Raw genomic sequence first — 24,015 nt, forward strand, 5'->3', positions numbered from 1 at the left:
TCGAGCGCACAGGCCCCGACCACCCACCCCGGTCGGGGCCTTCGCCATGTCACGAGACGGCCATACCGGCCCCCACGAGCTCGCCAGTACGGGACGCTGTCCCGATGCTCAGACACCACACCACCGCCGCCCTCGCCGCATGCATGCTCCTCGCGGTCACCGCCTGCGGCAGCAGCGACGCCAAAGCCGACCCGGCCGCCTGCAAGGCCGCCATGTCGAGGGACTACGCCGATGCCATAGCAGCAGGGGAGCAAGCGGAGCAGAGCACGCGCCCACCCGCCTGCGTCGGGATCGACGACGAAACCGCACAGCGCATCGCTGGCGAGCTGATCGCGGAGCAGATCGACGATCAGACCAAGGATCCGGCACAGAGCACCGAGCCCAGCGCCGCTTCCTCCGCGATTCCCCCTGAGTGCCGAGCGTGGATCGAGGCCGAACTCCGAGACTCCACCGACAGCATCGACGCCACCGCCGGCGATGGCGCCTGCGGAGACCTGTCCGGCGAGGAGCTGGACCAGGCCATCGCGGACGTGACCGACGACCTGATCGGCAAGGGGTCCACTGGGACGCCCTGACGGGAGGTGGCGCCCCGTGGCTGGAGACCCGCGCCAGGGGCGCCCCTACCGCCGCCTCGTCGCCGCGCAGAAGGCTCTCGGGCTCCCGTGCGCACGCTGCGGCGGCTACATCAACCCCCACCTCGACCCGCGCAGCCGCTGGTCGTTCACCCTCGACCACATCGTGCCGCTCTCCAAGGGCGGCGACCTCCTCGACCCGGCGAACGCGCGGAGCATGCACCGCCGCTGCAACTCGGCCCGGGGCAACCGAACCACGGCTCCGCAGCGCACCTCACGGAGGTGGTGACGCACCGTGCTGTACGTCATCACCGGCCCGCCGGCCGCAGGCAAGTCCAGCTGGATCCAGGCCCACGCCACCGCGAACGACATCGTCATCGACCTGGACCTCATCACCCAGGCCCTCACCGGCCCCGGCGCCCCGTCCTGGAACCAGGCCAAGGTTCCGGTACGCGTGGCGCTGCAGGCCCGGTACGCGGCCATCGAGGAAGCCTGCCGCCACCTCGACGAGGTCGACGTCTACCTGATCCACACCATGCCCAACGCCAAGGCCATGGCGAAGTACAAGCGGCTGGACGCCAAGGTCATCGCGGTCGACCCCGGCCGTGACATCGTCATGGCCCGCATCGAAGCCATGCGCTCACCCGAGATGGCCCGCGTCGCCACCCGCTGGTACAACCAGCGCCGGAGCATGCCACGCAGCGTCATGCCACAGGCGTCACGCCAGTGGTGACCCACCGCCACCGGGTGACAGAACGCAATCAGTGATCAGACCTGAGGGTGCCACTCGGTGACCGAAGGGGCCGACCCGGAGCAGGTAGGGCAGGAGGCCGGCCCGTTCTTTAGGGGACGAGCGGGCGACCCCAAAAGCTCTTCCCGCCCGATTTTTTGCGCGGCCAAAAAAGATCTTGACCCGAGCCTTACAACTAACCCAATTAGTGACTCTCTGTGACATCACGCAGAGTGATGGGGGTCGATCATGGTTGAAGATCAAACCCAGGATGAGCTTGACAAACTCGGCGTGATCAGTGTCGCGCCCGGCCTCGCGGCGACCGCGCTCAAGCTCGCCCGCGCACTCGATCGGATCGCCGACGGTGACTCCCCGACAGCGCAGGCCCACCTCGCCGACAAGCTCCACGCCCTGCTGATCCGCCTCCGCGGACTCGCGCCCGTCAAGGAGCAGGGGGACAGCGTCGATGAGTTCACTCGCGAGCGAGAAGCGCGCCGTGCGGAAGTCCGCCGGATCCACGGCTGAGCAGCCGCTGTACGGCGCGCAGCGCCCCCGTATCGAGATCGTCCCTCCCGGTTCCGTCTCGACTGCAGGCCAGGAGGCCATCGACCTGGCCGCCAGGGCGGGGCTGCGTCTCGATCCGTGGCAGCAGTACATCCTGCGGACCGCGATGGGCGAGGACGAGGTCGGCGACTGGACCGCGACCGAGGTGGCGATCAACCTCCCGAGGCAGAACGGCAAGGGTGCGCTGATCGAAGCGCGCGTGTTGTGGGGCCTGTTCATCGGCAACGAGAAGCAGATCCTCCTCTCCGCACACGAGTTCAAGACCGTGCTGAACGCCCGGGACCGGATCGAGTCCCTCATCAAGGGGTGCCCTGACCTGCACAAACGCGTCAAGGCGTACCACAGGACCGTGGGCCGCGAGGGAGTTGAGCTGCACGACGGGCGAGAGCTGCGGTACATCGCCCGCTCCAGCGGCTCGGGCCGCGGCTTCACCGCGAACACGGTCATCTTCGACGAGTGCATGGTCCTGGACGACGCGGCCATGGCGGCCCTCGCACCCACCACGGACGCCGTGCCCAACAGTCAGCTCTGGTACCTGGGATCGGCGGGCATCGGCCACCCCTCGGTGCAGCTCGGGCGCCTGCGGGAACGCTCCCTGAGCGCCCTGGAGACCGGCGTCCCGGATCCGACCCTCGCGTACTTCGAGTGGTCGATCGATCCGCACGTGGCCGAGTGCGTGCAGGGCTGCGACGAGCACGACGCCGTGGACACAGTCGAGTCGCTCCTGCGAGCCAACCCGGCCGTCGGCTACCGCCTGGAAGTCGAGAAGTCCCTGAACAGGCGCCTGACCCTGGGCGACACTCTCTACGCGCGGGAGAGGCTCGGTGTGGGCGAGTACCCAGCGACGTCGGCAAGCACGTGGCAGGTCATCGGCGAGGACGCGTGGCGGGCCCTGGCGGACGCGAGGGCCAAGCCCGAGGGCCCGTTCGCGTTCTCGATCGACGCGACGCCCGAGCGGTCACACGCGGCCATCGTGGTGGCCGGCACCTGGCGGGGCGGCACGCACGTCGAGGTCGTCGAGCACCGGCCCGGGATGGACTGGATCGTCGAGCGCGCCCAGCAGCTCCAGGAGCGCTGGGGGCCCCGCTGCTGGGTCGTCGACGGGGGCGGCCCGGCTGGGTCGCTCATCGCCGACCTGGAAGCGGCGCTGGGCCTCACCGTGGTGCAGCCGAAGGCGAGGCAGATCGCGCAGGCCACGGCGCAGTTCTACGACGCGGTAGCCGCCCAGGCGATGAGCCACATCGACCAGCCGCCGCTCGCGGTGGCCCTTGCAGGTGCACAGAAGCGTCCGCTCGGCGACGCGTGGGCGTGGGCCCGGCGCGGCGAGGGGACGGACATCTCCCCCCTCGTAGCGGCCACGCTTGCGAAGTGGGGCCTGACGGCCGAGGTCGACGAGCAGCCGGACCGCGACATCCTGAACAACGTGTGGTGAGAGGGGTATCGGCATGAGCTGGTGGTGGCCCTTCCGCCGCAAGCAGCAGCGCGCGATCACGTACCAGGACGTGTGGGGCGCGGGCGCGGACCCGTCCGCCCTGCGGGGCGGCTCGCAGGAGCGGGCCCTGCGCCTGGCGCCCGTGTACGCCGCCACGCGGATCCTGGCGGACTCCGTGGCGTCCCTGCCGATGAAGTCCTACCTGGCTGCGGGAGACGAGCGCAGGCCCACTCCGCTGCCCGCTCTGTTCCGGCGCCCGGCCGCGGTCGGTACCCGGTATGACTGGCTGCACCGCGCGGTCACCTCGTTGACGCTGAGGGGCAACGCCTACGGGCTGATCGTCGCCACCGACGGCGCCGGGTGGCCGACGCAGATCGAGTGGCTCCACCCCGACGACGTGTCCATCGAGGACAACTTCGCCGCGGTCCCGGTCTGGTACTACAAGGGCCGGCGCCTCGACGACGGGCAGATGTTCCACATCCCGGCGTACACCCTGCCTGGTCAGATCCTCGGCCTGTCGCCGATCGGCTACCTGATGGTGACGACGGAGACGGGGCTGCTGGCGCAGCAGTTCGGCCGGGACTGGTTCGCCAACGGCTCGACCCCCTCGGCGGTCCTGGAGACCGACATGGAGGTCTCCAAGGAAGCGGCCGACATTCTGAAGGCGCGTTTCAAGCAGGCCGCCTCAGACCGTGACGTCGTTGCCCTGGGCGGCGGCGTGAAGTACCGGCCGATCAGTGTCCCGGCCGAGGAGTCCCAGTTCCTGGAGACCATCAAGGCCACGGCCAACCAGATCGCCGCCTGGTACGGCGTGCCGCCCGAGAAGGTCGGCGGCGAGACCGGCGGCAGCTTGACCTACGCCACGGTGGAGCAGAACAGCATCGACCTCCTCACGTGGACGCTGCGCCCGTGGCTGGCCCGCCTGGAGCAGGCGTTCTCCCTGCTCCGGCCGCCGGTCGAGGAGGTCAGCTTCAACGCTGACGCGATGCTGCGCACGGACACCCTGACCCGCTACCAGACGTACCGGATTGCCCGTGTGATCGGGCTGAACAGCATCGACGAGCTGCGCGCCATCGAGGACATGGAACCCCTGCCCGACGGCCAGGGAACCAACTATGCACCGCTGGTCAAGGCGGCGCCCGACGAGAGTGAGAAGACGTGAGCGGCGACGCGGAACGCCGGTTCACCCGGGGCCTTGTCGAGGTCCGGGCGGCTGGCACCAGCAGGACGATCGGCGGCTACGCCGCGAAGTACAACGCCCTGTCGAGGAACCTGGGCGGATTCGTCGAGCGGATCGACCCCTCGTTCTTCGCGAAGAGCGAGGGCGACGGCTGGCCCGAAGTCCTGGCCCGCTACAACCACGACGACAACCGGCTCCTCGGTACCACCGAGGCGCAGACGCTGCGGCTGGTCACGGACGGCACTGGGCTGGACTACAGCGTGGACGTGCCCGCCTCGCGGGAGGACGTCTACGAGCTCGTCCAGCGCGGCGACGTCCGCCGCTCCAGCTTCGCGTTCTACACCTTCGCCGACGACTGGGGCATGTCCGAGCAGGGCTTCCCCGTGCGGACGCTGCTGTCCGGCTCCCTGGTCGACGTGGCCCCCGTGAACACCCCCGCGTACCTGGACACCTCGACCGGTCTGCGCTCCCTCGCCGAGAAGGCGGGCGCCGAGCTGGACGAGGTCCGCCACGCGGCCGACGAGAACGCGCTGCGCCGCTTCCTGGAGAAGCCGCCAGCCACCGTCATCGACTTGGCGCCGAGCGGCGGGCAGGGCGACCCCCACCCGCTTGTGGCGCTTCGGCAGCGGCGCGCCGAGCTTCTTCAGCGCCGCACCCCCTGAGGCAGGGCGACACCCACCTCGACTCCCCAACCCACCAGACATCCCGGCCACCCGGCTGCGGGTGCCGTCGTCTTGCCCCGGGAGGGCACAGTGAGCGAGCTCATCAAGCGGATGCAGGAGCGCCGCGCCAACGTGTGGGAGCAGGCCAAGGCCCTGCTCGACACCGCCGAGGAGAACAAGCGCGATCTGTCGGCCGAGGAGGAGGCCACCTACCAGGCCCTCAACGCCGACCTCGACCAGATCGACGCCCGCGTGAAGGACATGGTCGACGCCGAGCAGCGCGCGAAGGACGCCGACGCGGCGTTCGGCAAGCTGCTGGCCAAGCCGGAGACCGGCCCGACCGGCGGCGACAAGAAGGACAGCGACCTCCGGCGCTGGGCCCGCGGAGAGATGCGCAGCATCGACATCGCCGTCCCGGCCGGGACCAGCTTCCGTGACCTGACCAAGGGCACCGCTACCGCGGGCGGCAACACCGTCCCCACCACGTTCTACGGCCAGCTCATGGCCCACCTCATCGAGGTGTCCGGCGTGATGATGGCCGGCCCGACCGTCCTCAACACCAGTTCCGGCGAGACCATCGAGGTCCCCGTCACCACGGCGCACTCCAGCGCCGCGCTGACCGCCGAGGCCGCAGCCATCTCCGAGTCCGACCCGGCGTTCGCCAAGCGGACCCTGGGCGCCTACAAGTACGGCGTCCTGCTCCAGGCCTCCAGCGAGCTGCTGTCCGACACCGGCGTGGACCTGGAGGGCTACCTCGCCATGCAGGCCGGCCGCGCGCTCGGCAACGCCTTCGGTGTCCACGCCATCACGGGCGACGGCTCGTCCAAGCCGACCGGCATCGTCACCTCCGCGTCGACCGGCGTCACCGGCGGCGCCAGCGTCGCGGGTGCGTTCACCGCGGACAACCTGATCGACCTCTACTACAGCGTCATCGCCCCGTACCGGAACAGCACCTCGTGCGGCTGGATGATGCGGGACGCCACCCTCGGCGCCGTCCGCAAGCTCAAGGACAGCCAGAACCAGTACCTGTGGCAGCCGTCGATCCAGATCGGCGCCCCGGACACCCTGCTCGGCAAGCCGGTCCACACCGACCCGAACGTCGCAGCGGTGGGGCTGGCCGCGAAGTCCGTCATCTTCGGCGACTTCTCCGCCTACTTCGTCCGCATGGCGGGCGGGGTGCGGTTCGAGCGCTCGGACGACTATGCGTTCAACACCGACCTCACCACGTTCCGGGCGATCATCCGGGCCGACGGCCTGACCGTCGACCAGACCGGCGCCCTGAAGGTCTTCACCGGCAACGCCGCCTGACCCGCCTCGCAGGGGCCGCACCGGGCGGTGCGGCCCCTGCTTCACCAGAACGGAGAACAGCATGCGCGTGCGCATGAAGGCCACCCTGTCCGGCACCCGCGACGGCGAGGCCTGGCCCAAGCGCGGCGGCACTGTCGACCTCCCCGACGACGAGGCCCAGCACCTCATCAAGGCAGGCGTCGCCGAGGAGACCGACGACGAGCCCGGGGAGGACAACGTGGCGGCGAGCGAGAAGACCGAGGAGACGGGCGAGGACAGCGGCCCCGTCGAGGAGACCGCGACCCCGCCGGGCGAGCCGGAGAAGGCCGTCCCCGCCCGGCGGCGCGGTCAGGCGAAGAAGCCCGGCGACGAGTAAGGCGGTACGGCGATGGCTCTCGTCACCCTGGCCGAGGCCAAGGCCCAGCTCGACATCGACAGCACCGACCACGACGACGAGCTGCAGCGGTACATCAACGCCCTCACCGCCCCGATCGAGCGGCACGTCGGGCCGGTCGAGGACCGCGAGGTCGCCGAGGTGATCGAGGGCCGCACGGCCACCCTGTGCCTGAGCACCGTCCCCGCGGTCTCGCTCACCTCGATCCTGCCCGTGCTCACCAGCGGGCAGGCCGTCGCCGTCGACACCGTCCACCTCGACGGCGCCAAGGGCATCGTCCGACGCCTGGACGGCGGCAACTTCCGTGGCGGCCTGTGGACCGTCACCTACACCGCAGGGCGGGGCGGGATCCCGGAGACCATCAAGCTCGCCGCGCTCATCCTCCTGCAGCACCTGTGGCGCACCCAGTACGGCGCGGCACGCGGAGGGTCCGGCGGCGCCGATGACTTCGACGTCAACGAGCCCATCGTCGGCTGGGGCTACGCCATCCCGAACCGGGTGCTGCAGCTGCTGGAGCCGTACAAGGTCCCGCCGGCGGTGGCGTGATGGCGACCTCCCGCGTACCGGCCGCCGTCGATGCGCTGCTGGAGATCCTGCGCGCGGCCCCGGCCCTGGACGGAATCCGGATCGTCGACGGCCCGGAAGCGGTGAACCTGACCGAACGCCAGCGGATCCACATCGGCTGGCAGCCGTCCGGCGAGATGGCCGTCTCCCTGGTCCAGGACTTCAACTACGCCGGCGCCCGCACCCGGGACGAGGACTTCGTCATCTCCGGGTACATCGAGGCCCGGGGCGGCGACAAGGACATGGCGCTCCGCCGCAACCAGGCGTTCGCCATCCTCGCCGCCGTCGAGGACGCCCTGCGCGCCACCGACCTCGCGCCCGAGGCCCCGACCCTGAACGGCACCGTCCTGTGGGCCCACCTCACCGCCGGCGACCTGTCCCAGCAGCAGGCCGAGGGCGCGATCGTCGGCATCAACTTCGCGGTCTCCTGCCGCGCCCGCATCTGATCCACCCCTACCAGAGGAGCAAGCGATGGCGCGTGTGCGCTACATCGGCCCGGAGCCGGTCACCGTGCCGGAGCTGGGCAGCAGGACCGTCCACCCGGACGAGATCGTGGCCGTCCCCGACGACCGGTTCGACGGCTACGTCTGCCAGACCGCGACGTGGGAGCCCATCGAGGAACCGGGCGCCGCGACGAAGAAGACCGCGGCGAAGACCGCGAAGGAGGACTGACCCATGGCGATCGGCTCCGGTCTCGGCGCACAGCTCGGCATCGCGCCCGAAGTCACCTACGGCACCTACGTGGCCCCGACGAAGTTCACGGAGATCACGAAGGCCGGTCTGCAGCTGAAGAAGACGACCGCCCAGAGTGCGGGCATCGCGGCCGGCAGGCTGCTGCCGCTCTCGGACCGCCGCGTCGTCACCCAGCGGCAGGCCTCCGGCAGCGTGGACCTGGAGGTCACCACCAAGGGCATGGGCCTGTGGCTCCAGGCCCTGATGGGCACCAGCGTGACCCCCGTGCAGCAGGCCGCCACGACCGCCTACCTGCAGAGCCACATCCTGGCCGACAGCGCGGGCAAGAGCCTGACGATCCAGGAAGGCCTGCCGCTCACCACCGGCACGGTCACCCGGAAGAACTTCCTTGGCTGCAAGGTCACCGGCGCGGAGTTCACCTGCGCGGCAGGCGACATGCTCACCGCCTCGTTCGAGATCGACGCCAAGAACGTCGAGGAGACATCCGTCCTGGCCGCCGCCAGCTACCCGGCGATGGCCCCGTTCCACTTCGTGCAGATGGCGGTCAAGACCGGCACCTACGCGTCGGAGACCTCTCGGAGCGGAATCCGAAAGGCGTCGGTCAAGTTCGAGCGGCCGATGGACACCGACCGCTTCTACGCCGGAGCGCAGGGCCTGAAGGCCGAACCCATCAGCAACGACCAGGTCCGGATCACCGGCAGCCTGGAGATGGACTACGTCGACACCGTCCTCGACGACCTGCACACCTCCGATGCGGCGACCTCGCTGGTCCTGGAGTTCGTCGGCAGCCTGATCGCCTCGACGTACTACGAGACCTTCCGGATCGTCCTGCCCGCCGTGAAGTTCGACGAGGCGCCCCCGACGATCGACGGCTTCGGCGTCCTCAAGCCCACGCTGTCCTTCACCGGCCTGTACGACGGCACCAACCAGCCGAAGATCGAATACATCAGCACGGACACCACCCTGTAAGGAGGTGACCCCGTGCCGCTCGGCTCCGTACAGATCACCGGCACGGGGCAGCTCCTGGAGTTGTCCCGTGCCCTGCGCGCCGCCGGCGGGCCCCGGCTCCGGCAGAACATGACCCGCCGGATCCGCCGCGCGGCCGAGCCGCTGAAGAGCGACATGGAGCAGACGATCCGGAATCTGCCGATCACGGCAGAGCCCCGGCGCTCCGGCAGCCGCGGCGGCGGCCCCTCGCCCACCACCCGGCCGCTGCGGGCCACGATCGCCGGCGCGGTCCGCCTCTCGGTCCGCACCACGGGCACCCCCGGCGCCCGGGTCTGGATCGACAAGAGCGCGCTCCCGTCCGACCTGCAGGGGATGCCGGCCGCGATGAACAACTCCAGCGGCAGGATCCGCCACCCCGTCTACGGCAACCGCCGCCGCTGGGCGAACAACCGCACCACCCCCCTGTGGTGGGAGAGCACCACCCGTGGCCACATGCCGCGCATGCGGGCCGAGGTCGCCCGCGTCCTCGAGGACGTCCGCCGCCAGATCACCTAGGAGAACCCGTTGATCATCATGTACACCCCGGACGGCGGCGAGCCGCAGCGGTTCGACATGCGCAAGCTGAAGACGTCCGAGGCGCAGATCGTGTGCCGCACCACCGACATGCCCTGGGCCCAGGTCAAGCGGGGTGTCCTCAACGACGAGCCGGAGACCATGCGGGCCGTCGTCTGGGCGCTGCTCAAGCGCGAGCAGCCCGCCCTCAGGTTCGGCGAGTTCGACCCCCAGGTCGACGAACTGACGTCCCGGTTCGATGCCCGGGAAGTCGCCGACTACTGCACGGAGATCGGCAAGGCCGGCGGCAGCGAGGACGACATCGACGGGGCCTACCGGGACCTGGCACGCAACGCGGCCGACCCGGACGAGGCGGAGAAGTTCATCGCCGACTTCCGTGGCGCCGGCCCAAAAGAGCCGGCGAAGAGCAGGACCTCGAAGACCGGGTCCTGACCTACCTCGGCCTGTTCGGCCACCTCCTGCACTACACCGCCGAGGACGTCGACAACCTGACCGTCGAGCGGTTCGAGGTCCTCACCGCCTGGATCGACGAGCACCAGGCCCAAGCGAGGAAGGAGGCGAGCGCGGATGGCTGAGCGGCTGAGCTTCACTCTCGACGGCCGGGACAACCTCACCCGTGTCCTGAACAACGCGGGCGACTCCGCCGAGCGGCTGGGCCAGCGCATCGACGAGTCGATGACCCGCGGTGACGAGAGCGTTCAGCGGTTCACCCGGGATGCCAGCGGGCGGCTGCGGGACCTCAACGGCCGATTCGTCTCCACGAGCGACGCTGCCCGGCTCATGGGCGGCGAGACCGCCGGCCTGTCACCGATCCTGCAGAACGTGGCGTCCTCCGCGGCGGGCGCCACGTCCAAGCTCGGCGGCACCGGCGGTGCGGGCATGTCCGGCGCACTCGGGGCGATCGCCGCGGTCGTGGTCCTGTCCCTGCTCCCAGCCCTCGGCGCGCTGGTGCCGATGATGGCCGGTGTCGGCGTCGCCGCCGGAACTCTGGCGCTCGGCTTCAAGGGGGTCGGCGAGGCGGCCGCCCTGGCGGGCGGCGACAAGAAGAAGTACGCCGAGGCCCTGAAGAAGCTCAGCCCGGAAGCCAGGGCGTTCACGAAGGCCCTCGTGGGCATGAAGGGGCAGTTCACCGCGCTCGCCCCTCAGATCCAGAAGGCGATGCTGCCCGGCTTCACCCAGGCTCTGAAGGACGCCAAGCCCGCTGTCACCATCCTCGGCAAGGCCATGACCGAGATGGGCAAGGGCTTCGGCGATGCGGCGCGCGGCGCCGGCCGGATGATGAAGGACTCTGGGTTCCAGAAGGACTTCGCCGCCACCCTGAAGCTGGGCAACGTCTTCGTGCGGGACCTGACGAAATCCATGGGCCCGTTTATCCGATCCCTGCTCGACTTCGGCGCCGCGTCCGGGCCGACCCTGAAGGCGTTCTCCGACGGCATCAGCGGCCTGCTGGCCAAGGGACTGCCCGGGATGTTCGAGGGCCTGAAGACCGGCGTCAAGGGCAGCGCTGCCTTCCTCGACGGCCTGTTCGACGGAATCAACGAACTGCTGCCCGCCATCGGCCGGTTCTCTGGCGCGGTCGCCAACGCGTTCGGGTCGCTGTTCGGCGAGCTGTTTCGCTTCCAGGGGGCGTTCGGCGCCGGCTTCCTCGACGGCGCGACGAAGGCCCTGACCGCCCTCCGGCCGATCCTGAAGGACGTCGGGTTCGGGTTCAAGGCGATGCACCAGCTGATGGTCATCATCGGCCCGACCATCAAGGAACTGGGCAAGGCCATCTTCACCGCGCTCATCCCCGCGGGGATCGAGGTCGACAAGATGCGCGGCCCGTTCCAGCGTCTGTCGGAGGCGATCGAGCGGAACAAGGGCGCGATCCAGGAGGGGGCCCGGATCTTTGCGAACGTCGTCATCGACATGGTCTCGACGGCGCTGGAGTACCTGCCGAAGGTGGTCGGCATGTTCCGCGTCATGTCGACGGGTGTCCTCGTCGCGCTGGGCGTCATCGTGTCGGGCGCGGTGAAGGCGTTCGGCTGGGTGCCCGGCATCGGCGACAAGCTGCGCGGCGCCGAGCGGGAGTTCGGCAAGTTCAAGGACACCTTCGTGCGCGGCCTGCAGACGGCTGAGCAGAAGACCCGCGACTTCGCCCAGGCGACGCTGCCCAGGCTGCAGCAGAACAAGCTGCGGCTGAACATCGACAACTGGAACCAGCAGATCGCCACAGCGAAGGCGAAGCTGTCCGACAAGAACCTCCCGCCGGGGAAGCGCGCGAAGCTGACGGCCGACATCAAGGACCTGCAGGCGAAGATCGCGCAGGCGAAGCGGGAGATGGACCGCCTCGACGGGAAGACGTCGACCACCTACGTGAAGACGGTGTTCATCACGAAGCACGGCACGGTCGGGCACCCGAAGGGTTCCGGCGGCCGTGAGCGGGCCACAGGCGGCCCCGTGTCGGGCCCGGGTACAGCGACGTCGGACAGCATCCCGATGTGGCTCTCCGACGGCGAGTACGTCATCCGCGCGTCATCCGTCGCCAAGTACGGCATGGGCCTGATGGACGCCCTCAACTCGGGCCGCCTGGAGACCGCAGCGCTGGCCACGTCCACCGCCGCCGCCCCCAGACGTGCGGCACCCGGACTCGCAGCCAGCCCCTCCGGCCGCATGTCCATGACCAACAACTACATCACCGTTCAGGGGGCCATCGACCCCGTGGGCACAGCGAAGTCCGTGGAGCGGGTGCTGCTGAAACTGCAGCGAACCAGCGGCAACTGATGAAGGGGGCCCTATGACGGCGACGCACCTCACAGTGCAGGCCGGGTTCGGGTACGCGGTGACCGCGGACGACATCGAGTGGACGGACATCACCGCACGGGTGGCGCTGTCCAGCACCGAGGGCCCCCGGATCACGCGGGGCGCCGAGGACGAGAAGTCAGAGACACAGACCGGCACGTTGAGCCTGGAGCTGGATAACCAGGACGGCGCGGTCACACCGGGCAACTCGGCCTCGCCGTACTACCCGAACGTCAAGCGCAACTGTCCGCTCCGGGTCTTCACCACCGTCCTCGGCGGGAAGAACTACCTGCCCGAGCCCGGTTTCGAGGTGCCGGACACCGGGTGGTCCGCCCTGGACGAGGGCGGGCCCGTACCGGACCCGGCAGCCATCGACACCACGCACGTGAAGTCGGGGACCTACGCGTTCAGGATCGGATGGGACAACTCCGGGACCGGCGGCGTGGTGCAGTGCCCGCTGTACGGGCTGCTGATCGGCCGGCCCTACACCGCTTCCGTGTACGTCTGGGTACCTACTGGCGACCCGGCCGTCCGTCTCGACATCGACGGGACCACCGTCGGCACCGCGTCGTCGCTCACCAACCAGTGGCAGCGGATCACCGTCACGTGGACGCCGACCGCCGCCTCGCACATTCTGCGGATCACCACCAACACCACCTCCCCCACGGTCGGTGACTTCTGCTGGATGGACGAGGCGCAGGTCGAGGAGGGCTCGTCGGCCACCGCCTGGTCGTCGACGCCAGCCACGCATCACGCCAGGTTCTACGGCATGGTCACGTCCTGGCCGATGGGCTGGGAAGGGCTGCACTCGACCGCGAGCGTCACGGCGTCGGACATGCTGAAGTGGCCCGGTCGTCGGCCCGCGCTGGGGCCGATGCTCGTCGAGGAAGTGCAGAGCGACGAGGCACAGCTCTACTACCCGCTCTCCGAACCGGAGTCCAGCACGACCGCTGGCGACCAGTCCGGCTACGCACGGCCCTCGCTCGCGATCGTGCAGGCCGGAACGGGTGGCACGCTCACGTTCGGCCAGGGGATCGGCCCGCCGTCCGACGGCCTGTCGACCCCCGTGTTCACCCCGGCATCGTCGACGCAGGGCAAGTACTTGCGGTGCTTCATCGATCCGCTGCTCACCTCCAGCGGGTCAACCGGCTCCCCAATTCCGGGCACCCTGCTCGTCGAGTTCTGGTTCTCCACCACGACGACGGGCCGCGTCATCCTGACCCTGTCGGCCGGCGCCGCAACCGCGTTCGACAGCGGGATCTACTTCTACCTGGAGACCGGAACCGGGAAGCTCAAGATCACCGAGTTCTACCCGGTCGGGCCCACCGCGCACACCATCGCCACGGCGAACCTCGCCGACGGCGCCGTACACCACGTGGTGTGGGACGAGCTCGGGCAGGACGTGTACGTGGATGGCGTCCAGTACGTCGTTCCCACCAGCACCTGGCAGGACATGCTCGTCCTCACCGTCGGCGCCACCAGCACCGGCACCGACCTGTGGTCCGGCGCCATCAGCCATGTCGCCGCCTACGTCGTCAACACCAGCCATCCCGACGTGGCGGACATCGTCGACCACTACGAGGCGGGCATGACGGGGCACGCGGGCGAGGACTCCTGGACCCGCATGGTCCGCCTCGCGTCCTACGCCAAGATCGCGAGCGTCATTTCGGCGGGCACCTACAGTCCCGTCGCCTCGCAGGGTGAGCTGGGATCCTCGCCGCTCTCGCACATGCGGGACGTCGAGCGCACCGAGGGCGGGAAGCTGTTCGCCGACCGGGCCAGCGCCCAGCTGGTGTTCCAGAGCAGGAGCGTCCGCTACAACCCGACCATCACCGCCAGCATCGAATACGCCGACCTGGAAACGAACGGCGTGGAGTTCTCCGACGACGACCAGAAGTTGGTCAACCTCATCAGGGCGTCGCGGCCGGGCGGCGCCGAGCAGCGGATCCAGTCCGCCGAATCGATCGCCGCTTACGGCACCTACGAGCAGCAGCTCGACGTGCTCAAGACGACTGACGAGGCGGTCGTTGACGCGGCCACGTGGGAGATCGTCCGGTACGCCGACCCCATGCCGGAGATGCGGCAGCTTCCCGTCGACGCGGCGACCCTCCCGACCGCAACCTTCCGGGCCCTCCTCGACGCCGACATCTCCAGCGTCATCGAGGTGACCGACCTTCCCACCCAGGCGCCCGCCGCCACGGCCACGGTCACGGTCGAGGGCTACGTCGAGCAGATCACCGAAGGCGGCCACGCCCTCAACTTCCGGGTGTCCCGCTCCGACATCGACGCCGTGTGGGTCCTCGACGATCCCGTGTACAGCGTCCTGGGCACGTCCACCCGTCTGGCTTACTGAGAGGACCCCGCATGCCCGAGCCCCGCCCGGTCGCCAGGGCCGAGGACTTCTACCAGCCGCCGCCCCGCCTGCCCGCCAACGCCTGGGACCTCGTCCCTCCCGCGATGCGCGCGGTCCGCTGGTACGAGGAAGTACAGCAGCGACGCATCACTATCACCGCCAGCGGGCTGCTCCTCGGCCAGCCCCTCTACGCCCGGATCAACTTCGGCCGCTGGGTGGCCGACTGCACCTGTATGTCCGCCCAGGTCGTCACCCCGACCGACCCGCGCATGTGGTGCGTCGAGTGCGGCACCGGCTGGTGGCAGCTCAAGTTCCCCGACGAGCCGGAGGCGGCCGAGCAAGAGATGGCGCTGCTCCCCGTATCGGAGCGGAACTGGTGGCACCCCGACGACCCCGTCAGGGTGCTCGCGCCGCCGCTCCCGGATCCGCCCGCCGCCGAGACGCCGGAGGTCTGACCCATGGCTCTGGCCACACCGCGGACCTGGGTCGTCGGCGAAGTCGTCACCGCCGCCATTCAGAACCAGGAGATCCGCGACCAGTTCAACGACTTGATCGCCCCCTGGGTTGCCTTCACTCCGACCTGGAATTCCACCGGGACCGCACCGAGCCTGGGCAACGGCACGCTCGTGGGCTGGCACAAGGACATCGGGAAGTCGTGCACCGCATTGTGGGAGATCACCTTCGGGACGACAACCACGTTCGGCACTGGCACGTACTCGTGGGGGATGCCGCACACGGCGAAGAACCCTTCGGGCAGTACGTCGACCCTGAACTATCTGGGGCACGCGCGCGGGCACGGCGCGGACTGGTACGCCGGCGTCGTCGGTGTCGCCCGCGGCACGAACTTGGCGCGGATCTACTCACACCTCGCCGCGACCGAGTGGTCCCCCACCGCGCCGGTCACCTGGACCGCAGTCTCCAGCCGCTACATCAGCGGCGAGGTCACCTACGAGATCGCCTGACCCCGCCCCACCCCTGACGCCCCGCGCCGCCCGGCCGGGGCTTTCGTCATCTCTGGAGGGCCCATGGCCTGGTTCCCGGGCGCGACCCGGTACGAGCTTCAGCCGGAGTCGGATGACCAGCCGGCCATCCGCCCGACTCAGTTCATCGTCCACTCGATCATCGCGCCGTGGACGGCGAAGCGGACGTATGAGTACTGGCGCGACTCGACCAACCTGGAGTCCCACTTCGGCCTCGGGTACGAGGGCGACCTCGGGCAGTTCATCGGCACGGAGACCCGCGCGGACGCCAACTACCTGGCGAACCGTCGAGCCGACGGTACCGGGGCGGTGTCCATCGAGACCGCGTCCAACACCAGCGGCACGGATCCGTGGACGGCTGCTCAGGTTGAGCAGCTCATCGAGCTCGGCACCTGGCTGCACCACCAGCACGGCATCCCGCTGCGGCTCTGCCCCGAGTGGGACGCCCCGGGGTACGGCTACCACCGGCTCCACGCCGAGTGGGCGAAGGACGGCACCAACTGCCCCGGCGACGCCCGCGTGAAGCAGTTCAAGGAGGTCGTGTTCCCGGGCATCGTCGCCCGCGCGACCGGCAAGACCACACCCCCTGAGGAGGACGACATGGACCCGGTCGACGTCTGGGCGTACACGGGCAAGGGCGTGACCCGCGACGCGTACTGGCACCTGCGCGACACCAACACCCTGGCGCTGCAGACCCGCAACGAGACCCGCGAGGTCGCCGCCAAGCTCGACGCCCTGAAGGCGCCCGCGCTCACCGCCGAGCAGCTCAACGCGCTCGCGGCCGCGGTCGCCGCCCACCCCACCCTCGCCGAGCGGATCGCCGAGCTCGTCGCCGACAAGCTCGCCGCCCGCCTCACCAACTGACAGGAGAACCGCCCATGTCCGACGCTGCGAAGCGCACCGCCCGCACCATCCTCCAGACCGCTCTCGGTCTGGCCGTCGCCCTGCCCGCGATCGTCGACGCCTCCGGCATCCCGGCCGCGCTCCCGTGGGTCGCCGGCGCCCTGGCCGTCGCGGGCGGCTTCGCCCGCGTGATGGCCCTGCCCGGCGTACAGCGGCTGCTCCCCGGCTTCCTCCGCACCGACCAGCCGCCGACGCTGACCCTCCCGCCGCGCCAGTAGCCCCACCAGCACCAGCACCCCCGGAGGTCACCGCGTGGACGCTGCGACTCTCGCCGCTGTCGGATCCATCACCGTCGGGATCGTGGCGGCCGCCGCGGCGGCCATCGGGCAGCGCGGCGCCAACCGGGCGAACCAGTCCGGCGCCGTCCTCGGCGGCTACTCCACGCTCGTCGACAACCTCCAGGAGGAGCGAGACAAGGCCTCCGCGAAGATCGCCGAGAACGAGCGGCTCCTCGCTGCGGCCTACGCCGAACTCGCAGGAGAGCGGGCCGACAAGGCCGCTCTCCAGGCGCAGATCATGGAACTCACAGCCGAGAACACGCGGCTTCGCGAGCGCATCACCGAACTGGGAGGGCAACCCTCGTGACCCGCACGCGCATCGTTCTATCCCAGCGGTGGCGGTCCTTCGCCGTAGCCGCGGTCCTGCTCGTCCTGTCGGGCGCGGTGGTGCTCGTGTGGCTGCGGGTCACCCACGAGACCGAGGCGCGTGAGCAGGCGATCGCCGAGGCGAACCTACGGGGCGACGCACTCACGGTCCTCGCGGGCGACGTGCGCGTGCTGCGGGCACAGATCGAGGCGAACGGCGACACCCCTGCAGCGCCCGACCCGGACCGCGCGGTGGCCGACCTACCGCAGCGCACCACCGTTCCCGTGCCCATCCCCGGCCCCAGCGGGCCGGCAGGTCTACCCGGCGAGCAGGGCGAGCCTGGGCAGCCGGGCGCTACCGGACCGCCAGGGGCACAGGGCGAGCCGGGCGCCACGGTGACAGGACCGCCCGGCCCGGCTGGGGCAACGGGTCCACCGGGGCCCCAGGGCGAGCAGGGCCCAGCAGGACGCGATGGGACCGACGGCCGGGACGGAGCCGACGGCACCAACGGACAGACATGCCCAGACGGATACTCGCTCCAGCCCCCGAAGGACGACCCCGACGCGCTCGTCTGCCGCCGCGACACGGCGCCCGCCCCGCTGAAGACCCGTACGCTCCTGCTCGGCCTGGACCCGGCCCGCCGGACCTACCCGTGAACAACGCGACGCCCCCTGTCTGGCCTTCGGGCCGGGCAGGGGGCGCCTTCGTCGTGTCCGGGGTCAGCCGAGCGGGAGCGCCTGGTGCGCGGCCACGATCGTGTCGATGCGGCGCGCGAGGTCGAAGTCCGCTTCGGTCAGCCGGTGGCCGGCGTCGTGGGTGGTGATGGTCGCCCGCAGGTGGTCCATCCGCAGGTCGAGGTCGGCGTGGTGCTGGACCCGGCGCGAGCGGTCCGCGATCGTCACAATCGCTGCCACCGCCGCGTGGTACCGGATCTCATAGGTGCGGGTGATCTCGTCGCCCTTACGCTTCCACCCTGGCAGCGCGGCAAGCCGCTTCGTGATCTCCTCGTCAGACAGCGGCGCAGGTACGGCCATTGTCAGCTCCCCTCGGTCACAGGTGCGAGGACCTCGGCGAGATCCCGCCCGACCGGGGCATCCTGCCACGGCCGCATGGCCCGCTCCAGGGTGACCAACTCCCGCCGCATCCGGGCGGAGCGGGTCTCCACCGCGATCTCCGCCACGGCGCGGGCGATCTCCAGCGCCTGCTCTGGCTCGCGTGCGGCCGCGGCCGCCGTGGCATGCCGGGCCATGTAGACCCCGCGGTCCCGGCGGGCGGTCGAGGGCACGATGTCGAGGACCTGGGACCACAGGGCGCCGGCCTCCGCGCCGAGCCCGAGGCGCCCGTAGCAGGTGGCCCGCTGCACTTCGAGGTACCCGGGAGTCCTGCGGCAGGCGTTGCCCCAGGGGAGGTCGTCGTCGACGCGGCCGAGGAGTCCGTCGGCGGTGTCGATGAGCTGGTCGACGGCTGTGCGGTCGCCGATGAGGCTGGCGCCGTGCGCCTGCTGCTGGAGCGACATCACGCGCACCTTCGGGGCGAGGCGATCGGCGTCGTCGAGCGCGGCCTCGCACAGGTCGATGACCGCCCACCCGTCACCGAGGTCGGTCCGCACCTGCGCCTGATTCACCAGGCTGTACCCGATCAGGTGCGCGTCCCGCGAGCGCATCGCGATCTCCTGGGTCACGCCGCGCCAGAAGCTCGCGGCCTCCAAGTCGCCGGCGTCCTGGTACAGCCAGCCGACGAGCGCCGCGTACGCCGCGCCGACCCGCAGGAGGCCGCGGCGTACCTCGCCCTTCGCGGAGCGGATCAGCTTGTCAATGAGCTGGTACTGCGCGGACACGGTGCCGATGAGGTCGTGGGGGCCAAGGAACATGTCGGCCCTGTAGTGCCCCTCCAGCTGCTGCTGGAAGTAGTCGATGAGGGCAGGGTCGACGTGCTGCGTGGACGTCGGTCCGGGAACGAGCGCGGCGGCGGTCACGCTGACGAATGCACGTCGTTTCACTTCGGCCTCTTCGTGGTGCTCCGGCCGGATCCAGCCGGGGGGTGTGGTGAATCCGAGGTCCTCGGGCCACCGGCCGAGCGCGTCGTGTATGACGATCGCGGTCTCCTCCGGAGGCCAGCCCGGCCGCTCGCCCTCCCAGCGTCGCCATGTCCGCGGGGACACGGTGAAGTGGACGTCGTCGAGGAGCTGCTGCCCGTGGGCGGTGAGCCCGGCGGCGGCCTGCTCGACCGTGCGCCAGCCTCGCCGGAGCCGTGATGCTCGGAGGGCGTCGTTGCGGCTCATGCCGCCAGTGTGTGGTGTCATCGCGCGCCGTTTCGGCCGTGGCCGCGACGTGGCCATGCGTGGCCACTCGATGGCCTATCTGCTCGTTGCCGTGCTCACACATCATCGACTTGAACGCGAAGGGGCGTACAGCGGTTGGCGGATCTGCCCCTCCAACGACGGACGGAGCAGCCATGCGCGAGCAGATCGAGCACAACAGAGCGGACAAGCCCGCGTCCGGAGTTGAGGTCCACTTTGCCGGGCTCCTCCTCCAGGCGTGCGACGCCTTCGAGGAGCAGGCGGAGGCCGCTGCCGAACACGACATCGCCGAGGCACTCGCGCTGCGGCACCACCCCGGGAACGTCGCCCTCGCGGACCTCACCGACCGGCTGCTGTCCCGCTGCGAGGGCATGTCCGGTGGCATCGAGGGAATCCCCGCCACCGAGCGCGACGCGCGCGCCACGGGCGTTCTGGAGACCTGGACCAAGCTGAAGGCCGATGGGCCCGCGGACGGGCCGCTCGGAACCTGGTCGTACACCCGGCAGCTCGCGCTCACAGCCCGGGACATGATCCGCGCCCTCCGCGAGCGCCGCACCCAGCAGCAGTCAGCCGTGGCTACGTTCATCGGCCGCCCTGACCTGCCCCCGCTCGCCCCGGACGCCGGGTGACCGAGTGGCAGCGCCAGGCCGTGTACTGCCTGGTCGTCCTCGGCATCCTCGCCGTCCTGGCCGTCGGCATCACCCACTGACTCCCGCCCCCATGAGGCGGGCCCCTGCACCATCGGCACCCCATCAGGAGGAACCCATGGCCTGCAAGAACCAGCCCGAGCCCGTACCGCCGCCCTGCTCGGCCAACCCCGGCGGCGCGCCCAGCGCCCGAGCGTTACTGAGCGACAGCGCGTTCAACGGCGTGATGCACACCGTCCTGGACAACAACCCCGGCATGGACCCCTCGATGGCGGCCCGGATCGTCGACGAGGGCCTCAAGTTCGTCCACGCCGCGGCGCTCTTCCCGACCGTGCGGATCGCCCCCACCCGCGAGGTCGACGAGGGCTGGCACGCCCTCATCCTCCACACGCACCTGTACGCGACCCTCTGCAGCCGCCTCGGCCGCACCGTCCACCACTACCCCGAGCGCCCCGACGAGTCCCGCCACGACCCGGACGTCATCACCCGCACCCTGGCCCTGATCGAGCAGGCCGGCTACACGCCCGACGCCGAGCTCTGGCGCGGGCCCAAGCAGTCGCTCGTCACGGTCGCTGCGAGCTGCAACCACACCGGGGCACCCGGGGGCTGCGGTCCGATCAACCCGGGCAACTGCGCCACCCATGGCGGCGGCGGGGAATAGGCTCGACGGCCTGCCGACGGAAGGACACCACGCCATGGACGCGCGCGACGTCTCTGCACTGCACGACTCGATGCGTCGATACGGACTCCCTGGAGTCCTCACGCCCGCGGACCCTCGGAACCCGGCGGGTGACTGGCGCGTAGTGGACCCCGCCGACCAGCGGGACATCACCGAGGCGACGCTCGACGCTGTGGCCGCCGTCGGTCGGCAGCAGCCGACCCGCGGGTTCGTCATCGCGCGCGGGTAGCCCCTCGAACGGCCCCGGTCGGACCGTCCCCCGGCCGGGGCTACCGCACGAGGTCTGCGAGCGGGATGCTCAGCGCGTCGGCGATGCGGAGCAGGTGACCGTATCGCGGGTCGCTCTCGCCGGCCTCGATGCGCTGGAGGGTACGCCGGTCGATATCGGTCATCTCCACGAAAGCTTCCTGGGTGTGGCCCGCGTACATGCGGAGGTCGCGGATGCGGCGGCCGAGAGCGCGTCGCCTGTCGTGGACCCAGCCCGGTTGTTCGTGCACTCGACAACGCTCTGAGCTGCATGATCCCATGTCAGCGTCACCAGTGACGCTTTATTCGATCTTGGTCAACCCCCTCAAGCGGCCGCCCACCTGCCGAGCACCCCCGGCGGGTGGGCGGTCTTTCTCATGGGCGAATGGGAGGGGTGGGAGAATCCATGGGAGATGATCATGGAGAGTAGATACGCGACGCTGCTACTTCCTGCTAGATACTGCAAGATAGGCACACCACTAAACTGCAGGTCAGAGGCATACCCGCAGGTCGCGACCAGCGGCGCCTATCAACCCCATCAAGCGACCGCATCTTCTGGGAGACGAAGAAGGCCTGATCTTCCTCCAGGCGGCCTGACCTGCACTTTCGCGGGTCGCATCGCCTACCTGTCCGCACCCGGTCCGCAGGCCGCCGCACACGGCGTCCAGAGCGGACCGGGTGCGGTCTTTTCCGCCCGGCCACGGGGCGCGTGCGCGACCTCCCCCCTCCTCCGATCGATGCCGGACGGCGACATGGCCGGCGCGCGGCGCCGACCGAACCGGGTACCGTCGTTGTCATGTTCTTCCAGACGCCGATTTCCGGGTGAGCGCGTGACGGGCCTCGGCTGACGTCTTCGACGTCGCCGCCCGTCCCCCACCGATGGATCCGTAGATCACTTCACCTCATGACCGGGAGAACCCGTGACCGACAGCAAGAACATCAACAACCCCGTGGGCCAGGGCGGCGGCCAGCGCAAGAAGCTGTCCCGCGCCGAACGGCAGAACAACGGTCCGCACCGCAACCTCGACCGCCGGAATGCGGCGGACAAGAAGGCGGAGCTGGTACGCAAGATGCGCGAGAAGACCGGCGGAACTCAGGGCGCCGGGCAGGCGAGCGACGAACCCGCCCAGAGCTGACGCACGCCGAAGGGGCCTGACCGGAATGTCCGGTCAGGCCCCTTCGGCGTGTACGGCCCTCGTCGGGCCCTACGGGACGCCAGGACGATCAGCGCAGCGGCGCCGTCGGGAGGGTGTAGCGGAGTTTCGGCTTCGACGTGGCGCCCAGGCGGTCGTAGAAGCGGATCGCGCCCTCGTTCCAGGTCGGGGTCTGCCACTGGATCTCCGGCAGGCCGAGGGCCTCCGCCTCCGCGCGCAGGGCCGACATGAACAGCGGGCCGAGGCCCAGGCCGCGTTCCGTCGGTGCGAGGTAGAGGCAGTCCATGTGGAGGTACTCGGCGCCGTCCCAGGTGGAGAGCTCCGGGGCGCACGTGGCATAGCCGGCCAGGCGGCCGTCCGGGAGTTCGGCCACCAGGCAGCGCAGACGGGGAGGTTCCGGCCCGAAGAGAAGGCGGGCGAGGCGGTCCGCCAGGCCCGGGGCGGGCGGAGCGGCCTTCTCGTACGCGGCGTGGTCCGCCGCCAGTTCGGCGACCCGGTCGAGGTCCTCGGGCCGTGCGTGCCGTACGCGGGCGGCGGTCGGCCGCGGCCTCCCCCCGGGGTGGGCCGGTTCGGGCGAGGTGTCTGCGCGGTCCGTCATGCCGTCATCATGCCCGCCCCCACCGACATTCCGTGGTGGCGGAGCCACCGGCGGTACGGAGCCACGCGGAGGGCCGCCTCGCGGTAGGCCTCCGCGAGGTCCGCGTACAGGGGCTCCAGGAGGGCTTCCTCGCGGGCGTAGAGGAGGAGGCGTACCGCCAGGGGGTCGTCACGCAGGGGGCGGATCGCCATGTCCTCGCGTGGCAACGATGTCGGTTGACAGGGCGCCACCGCCTCGCCGAGGGCGATCAGGGAGGCCGCCGTGTGGTAGTCGCCGTGGAGCAGCGGCGGGTCGATGCCGGCCTCGCTCAGGACCCGCCGAAGCCCGTCCCACTCGCCGTCCACCGTCGGGTCGACCATCCAGCGGTCCGCCGCCAGATCGGCCAGCTCCACCACCGGCAGCGCGGCGGCCGGGTGATCGCGGGCCAGCGCGACGAACTGCGGCTCCCGTTCGACCAGGACCCGGGCCAGCAGGCCGTCCGGCACCCGCAGCGGACAGCCCTCGACCTCGTGGACGAAGGCGACGTCCAACTGGCCTGCCGCGACCGACCGCAGCAGCGCGTTGGCGGACACGTCCATGTGCAGCGCGATGTCCGTGCCCGCGAGGCCCTGGCGCAGCCGGCGCAGCCACCCCGGGAGTGCCCTGCTCGCCGTCGACCCGACCCGCAGGAGCGGCCCGTCGGTGCGCGCCGCCGCGGCCCTGGCCTCGGTGATCAGCGTGGCCATCTGGTCGACCAGCGGGCGGGCCCTGCTGAGCACCGACCGGCCGAGCGGCGTGGGACGGCATCCGGTGCGCCCGCGCGCGAAGAGCTCCGCGCCCAGGGAGTTCTCGATCCGGCGCAATTGTGTCGTCAACGAGGGCTGGCTCATGCCCAGTTGCCGTGCCGCCTTGTGCAGGCTGCCCGTCTCGGCAATGGCGCAGAGTACGCGCAGATGTCTCACCTCCAGCTCCATGCCCCGAGGGTAGGGCGGCACCCTGCGCCGCACCAGACACCCTCATCCCTCCAATTGGCGTGAAATCGGAGGGAGTTGGATGAACCGAAGAGGAATGAACGGGAGGAGAGGACGAACCCGGCACCGACCTCCCCGCCCCCGGCGGCGTGATGTGTTCGCGCTATCGCCTGCTGCCATCATCCGCACCCGCCCCGGCTCCCCCGACACTCTCCCCAACCGACCAGGAGGAGCCACCCCC

31 protein-coding genes are annotated in these 24,015 nt (G+C 70.4%); 26 read left to right on the forward strand and 5 right to left on the reverse strand.

Features of this window, described 5'->3' with window-relative positions; translation table 11 throughout:
• The first annotated feature begins 104 nt into the window (after positions 1–104).
• The 23 genes from ACFVGW_RS27790 to ACFVGW_RS27900 all read left to right on the forward strand — a co-directional run bounded on the left by ACFVGW_RS27790 (position 105) and on the right by ACFVGW_RS27900 (position 17,857).
• Entirely contained in the window at positions 105–575 is a 471-nt protein-coding gene (locus ACFVGW_RS27790; protein ID WP_385853864.1) for a hypothetical protein, read from the forward strand.
• 16 nt (positions 576–591) lie between these two features.
• Positions 592–861, forward strand: a complete 270-nt coding sequence (locus ACFVGW_RS27795) for an HNH endonuclease signature motif containing protein (RefSeq protein ID WP_385853865.1) — start codon at positions 592–594, stop codon at positions 859–861.
• A gap of 6 nt (positions 862–867) precedes the next feature.
• Positions 868–1,305 carry a hypothetical protein gene (locus ACFVGW_RS27800; RefSeq protein WP_385853866.1) on the forward strand — a complete coding sequence of 146 codons (438 nt, stop codon included), beginning with the start codon at positions 868–870 and terminating at the stop codon, positions 1,303–1,305.
• Positions 1,306–1,551: 246 nt separating this feature from the next.
• Complete coding sequence (locus ACFVGW_RS27805) at positions 1,552–1,827, forward strand: hypothetical protein (protein ID WP_385853867.1); 276 nt, start codon at positions 1,552–1,554, stop codon at positions 1,825–1,827.
• Positions 1,769–3,298 (forward strand): terminase, encoded by a 1,530-nt coding sequence (locus tag ACFVGW_RS27810; RefSeq protein ID WP_385853868.1) that lies wholly within the window; start codon positions 1,769–1,771, stop codon positions 3,296–3,298. The genes ACFVGW_RS27805 and ACFVGW_RS27810 overlap by 59 nt, the downstream gene beginning before the upstream one ends.
• 13 nt (positions 3,299–3,311) lie before the next feature.
• The gene (locus ACFVGW_RS27815; RefSeq protein WP_385853869.1) at positions 3,312–4,460 is read left to right on the forward strand and encodes a phage portal protein; all 1,149 of its coding nucleotides are present in this window, start codon (positions 3,312–3,314) and stop codon (positions 4,458–4,460) included.
• Complete coding sequence (locus tag ACFVGW_RS27820) at positions 4,457–5,140, forward strand: HK97 family phage prohead protease (protein WP_385853870.1); 684 nt, start codon at positions 4,457–4,459, stop codon at positions 5,138–5,140. The genes ACFVGW_RS27815 and ACFVGW_RS27820 overlap by 4 nt, the downstream gene beginning before the upstream one ends.
• 90 nt (positions 5,141–5,230) lie before the next feature.
• Positions 5,231–6,448 (forward strand): phage major capsid protein, encoded by a 1,218-nt coding sequence (locus ACFVGW_RS27825; protein ID WP_385853871.1) that lies wholly within the window; start codon positions 5,231–5,233, stop codon positions 6,446–6,448.
• A 61-nt stretch (positions 6,449–6,509) separates the two neighbouring features.
• Positions 6,510–6,803 carry a hypothetical protein gene (locus tag ACFVGW_RS27830; RefSeq protein ID WP_385853872.1) on the forward strand — a complete coding sequence of 98 codons (294 nt, stop codon included), beginning with the start codon at positions 6,510–6,512 and terminating at the stop codon, positions 6,801–6,803.
• Positions 6,804–6,815: 12 nt separating this feature from the next.
• A complete protein-coding gene (locus ACFVGW_RS27835) occupies positions 6,816–7,367 on the forward strand; it encodes a head-tail connector protein (RefSeq protein WP_385853873.1) in 552 nt (183 codons plus the stop codon).
• On the forward strand, positions 7,367–7,831 hold the full coding sequence (locus ACFVGW_RS27840) for a hypothetical protein (RefSeq protein WP_385853874.1): 465 nt from the start codon (positions 7,367–7,369) through the stop codon (positions 7,829–7,831). The genes ACFVGW_RS27835 and ACFVGW_RS27840 overlap by 1 nt, the downstream gene beginning before the upstream one ends.
• Before the next feature lie 25 nt (positions 7,832–7,856).
• On the forward strand, positions 7,857–8,057 hold the full coding sequence (locus ACFVGW_RS27845; protein ID WP_383292388.1) for a hypothetical protein: 201 nt from the start codon (positions 7,857–7,859) through the stop codon (positions 8,055–8,057).
• A 3-nt stretch (positions 8,058–8,060) separates the two neighbouring features.
• Positions 8,061–9,047 (forward strand): phage tail tube protein, encoded by a 987-nt coding sequence (locus tag ACFVGW_RS27850; protein ID WP_383292391.1) that lies wholly within the window; start codon positions 8,061–8,063, stop codon positions 9,045–9,047.
• Between the two features lie 12 nt (positions 9,048–9,059).
• Positions 9,060–9,581, forward strand: a complete 522-nt coding sequence (locus ACFVGW_RS27855) for a hypothetical protein (protein ID WP_383292394.1) — start codon at positions 9,060–9,062, stop codon at positions 9,579–9,581.
• 9 nt (positions 9,582–9,590) lie between these two features.
• The gene (locus tag ACFVGW_RS27860) at positions 9,591–10,031 is read left to right on the forward strand and encodes a hypothetical protein (protein WP_385853875.1); all 441 of its coding nucleotides are present in this window, start codon (positions 9,591–9,593) and stop codon (positions 10,029–10,031) included.
• Between the two features lie 135 nt (positions 10,032–10,166).
• Positions 10,167–12,362, forward strand: a complete 2,196-nt coding sequence (locus ACFVGW_RS27865; RefSeq protein WP_385853876.1) for a hypothetical protein — start codon at positions 10,167–10,169, stop codon at positions 12,360–12,362.
• A 13-nt stretch (positions 12,363–12,375) separates the two neighbouring features.
• Positions 12,376–14,733, forward strand: coding sequence for a hypothetical protein (locus ACFVGW_RS27870; RefSeq protein WP_385853877.1), 2,358 nt, complete (start codon positions 12,376–12,378; stop codon positions 14,731–14,733).
• Between the two features lie 11 nt (positions 14,734–14,744).
• On the forward strand, positions 14,745–15,188 hold the full coding sequence (locus ACFVGW_RS27875; protein WP_385853878.1) for a hypothetical protein: 444 nt from the start codon (positions 14,745–14,747) through the stop codon (positions 15,186–15,188).
• Between the two features lie 3 nt (positions 15,189–15,191).
• Positions 15,192–15,695 (forward strand): hypothetical protein, encoded by a 504-nt coding sequence (locus tag ACFVGW_RS27880; RefSeq protein ID WP_385853879.1) that lies wholly within the window; start codon positions 15,192–15,194, stop codon positions 15,693–15,695.
• A 63-nt stretch (positions 15,696–15,758) separates the two neighbouring features.
• Positions 15,759–16,577, forward strand: a complete 819-nt coding sequence (locus ACFVGW_RS27885; RefSeq protein ID WP_385853880.1) for an N-acetylmuramoyl-L-alanine amidase — start codon at positions 15,759–15,761, stop codon at positions 16,575–16,577.
• A gap of 14 nt (positions 16,578–16,591) precedes the next feature.
• Entirely contained in the window at positions 16,592–16,834 is a 243-nt protein-coding gene (locus ACFVGW_RS27890) for a hypothetical protein (protein WP_383292413.1), read from the forward strand.
• 34 nt (positions 16,835–16,868) lie between these two features.
• A complete protein-coding gene (locus tag ACFVGW_RS27895; protein ID WP_383292415.1) occupies positions 16,869–17,201 on the forward strand; it encodes a hypothetical protein in 333 nt (110 codons plus the stop codon).
• Positions 17,198–17,857, forward strand: coding sequence for a collagen-like protein (locus ACFVGW_RS27900; protein ID WP_383292418.1), 660 nt, complete (start codon positions 17,198–17,200; stop codon positions 17,855–17,857). The genes ACFVGW_RS27895 and ACFVGW_RS27900 overlap by 4 nt, the downstream gene beginning before the upstream one ends.
• A gap of 63 nt (positions 17,858–17,920) precedes the next feature.
• Here ACFVGW_RS27900 and ACFVGW_RS27905 read toward each other — a convergent pair whose 3' ends face one another.
• Positions 17,921–18,235, reverse strand: coding sequence for a 4a-hydroxytetrahydrobiopterin dehydratase (locus ACFVGW_RS27905; RefSeq protein ID WP_385853881.1), 315 nt, complete (start codon positions 18,233–18,235; stop codon positions 17,921–17,923).
• A 2-nt stretch (positions 18,236–18,237) separates the two neighbouring features.
• Positions 18,238–19,482, reverse strand: a complete 1,245-nt coding sequence (locus ACFVGW_RS27910; RefSeq protein WP_385853882.1) for a Twin-arginine translocation pathway signal — start codon at positions 19,480–19,482, stop codon at positions 18,238–18,240.
• Between the two features lie 173 nt (positions 19,483–19,655).
• On the opposite strand from ACFVGW_RS27910, the gene ACFVGW_RS27915 reads away from it, so the two are divergent.
• Together ACFVGW_RS27915 and ACFVGW_RS27920 are read left to right on the forward strand one after the other, a co-directional pair.
• A complete protein-coding gene (locus tag ACFVGW_RS27915; RefSeq protein WP_385853883.1) occupies positions 19,656–20,129 on the forward strand; it encodes a hypothetical protein in 474 nt (157 codons plus the stop codon).
• Between the two features lie 136 nt (positions 20,130–20,265).
• Positions 20,266–20,808: a glycine-rich domain-containing protein gene (locus ACFVGW_RS27920; RefSeq protein WP_385853884.1), complete on the forward strand. Its 543-nt coding sequence runs from the start codon at positions 20,266–20,268 to the stop codon at positions 20,806–20,808.
• Positions 20,809–21,095: 287 nt separating this feature from the next.
• On the opposite strand, the gene ACFVGW_RS27925 is transcribed toward ACFVGW_RS27920, so the two are convergent.
• Entirely contained in the window at positions 21,096–21,323 is a 228-nt protein-coding gene (locus ACFVGW_RS27925; RefSeq protein ID WP_385853885.1) for a helix-turn-helix transcriptional regulator, read from the reverse strand.
• 669 nt (positions 21,324–21,992) lie between these two features.
• Here ACFVGW_RS27925 and ACFVGW_RS27930 point away from each other — a divergent pair.
• The gene (locus ACFVGW_RS27930) at positions 21,993–22,208 is read left to right on the forward strand and encodes a DUF6243 family protein (protein ID WP_385853886.1); all 216 of its coding nucleotides are present in this window, start codon (positions 21,993–21,995) and stop codon (positions 22,206–22,208) included.
• An 88-nt stretch (positions 22,209–22,296) separates the two neighbouring features.
• On the opposite strand, the gene ACFVGW_RS27935 is transcribed toward ACFVGW_RS27930, so the two are convergent.
• Entirely contained in the window at positions 22,297–22,824 is a 528-nt protein-coding gene (locus ACFVGW_RS27935; RefSeq protein ID WP_385853887.1) for a GNAT family N-acetyltransferase, read from the reverse strand.
• Positions 22,821–23,777, reverse strand: coding sequence for a LysR family transcriptional regulator (locus ACFVGW_RS27940; RefSeq protein ID WP_352187007.1), 957 nt, complete (start codon positions 23,775–23,777; stop codon positions 22,821–22,823). Before ACFVGW_RS27940 ends, ACFVGW_RS27935 begins: the two co-directional genes overlap by 4 nt.
• Positions 23,778–24,015 lie beyond the last annotated feature (238 nt).

The sequence above is a fragment of the Streptomyces sp. NPDC127129 genome (assembly GCF_042671585.1).
Taxonomy (GTDB): Bacteria; Actinomycetota; Actinomycetes; order Streptomycetales; family Streptomycetaceae; genus Streptomyces.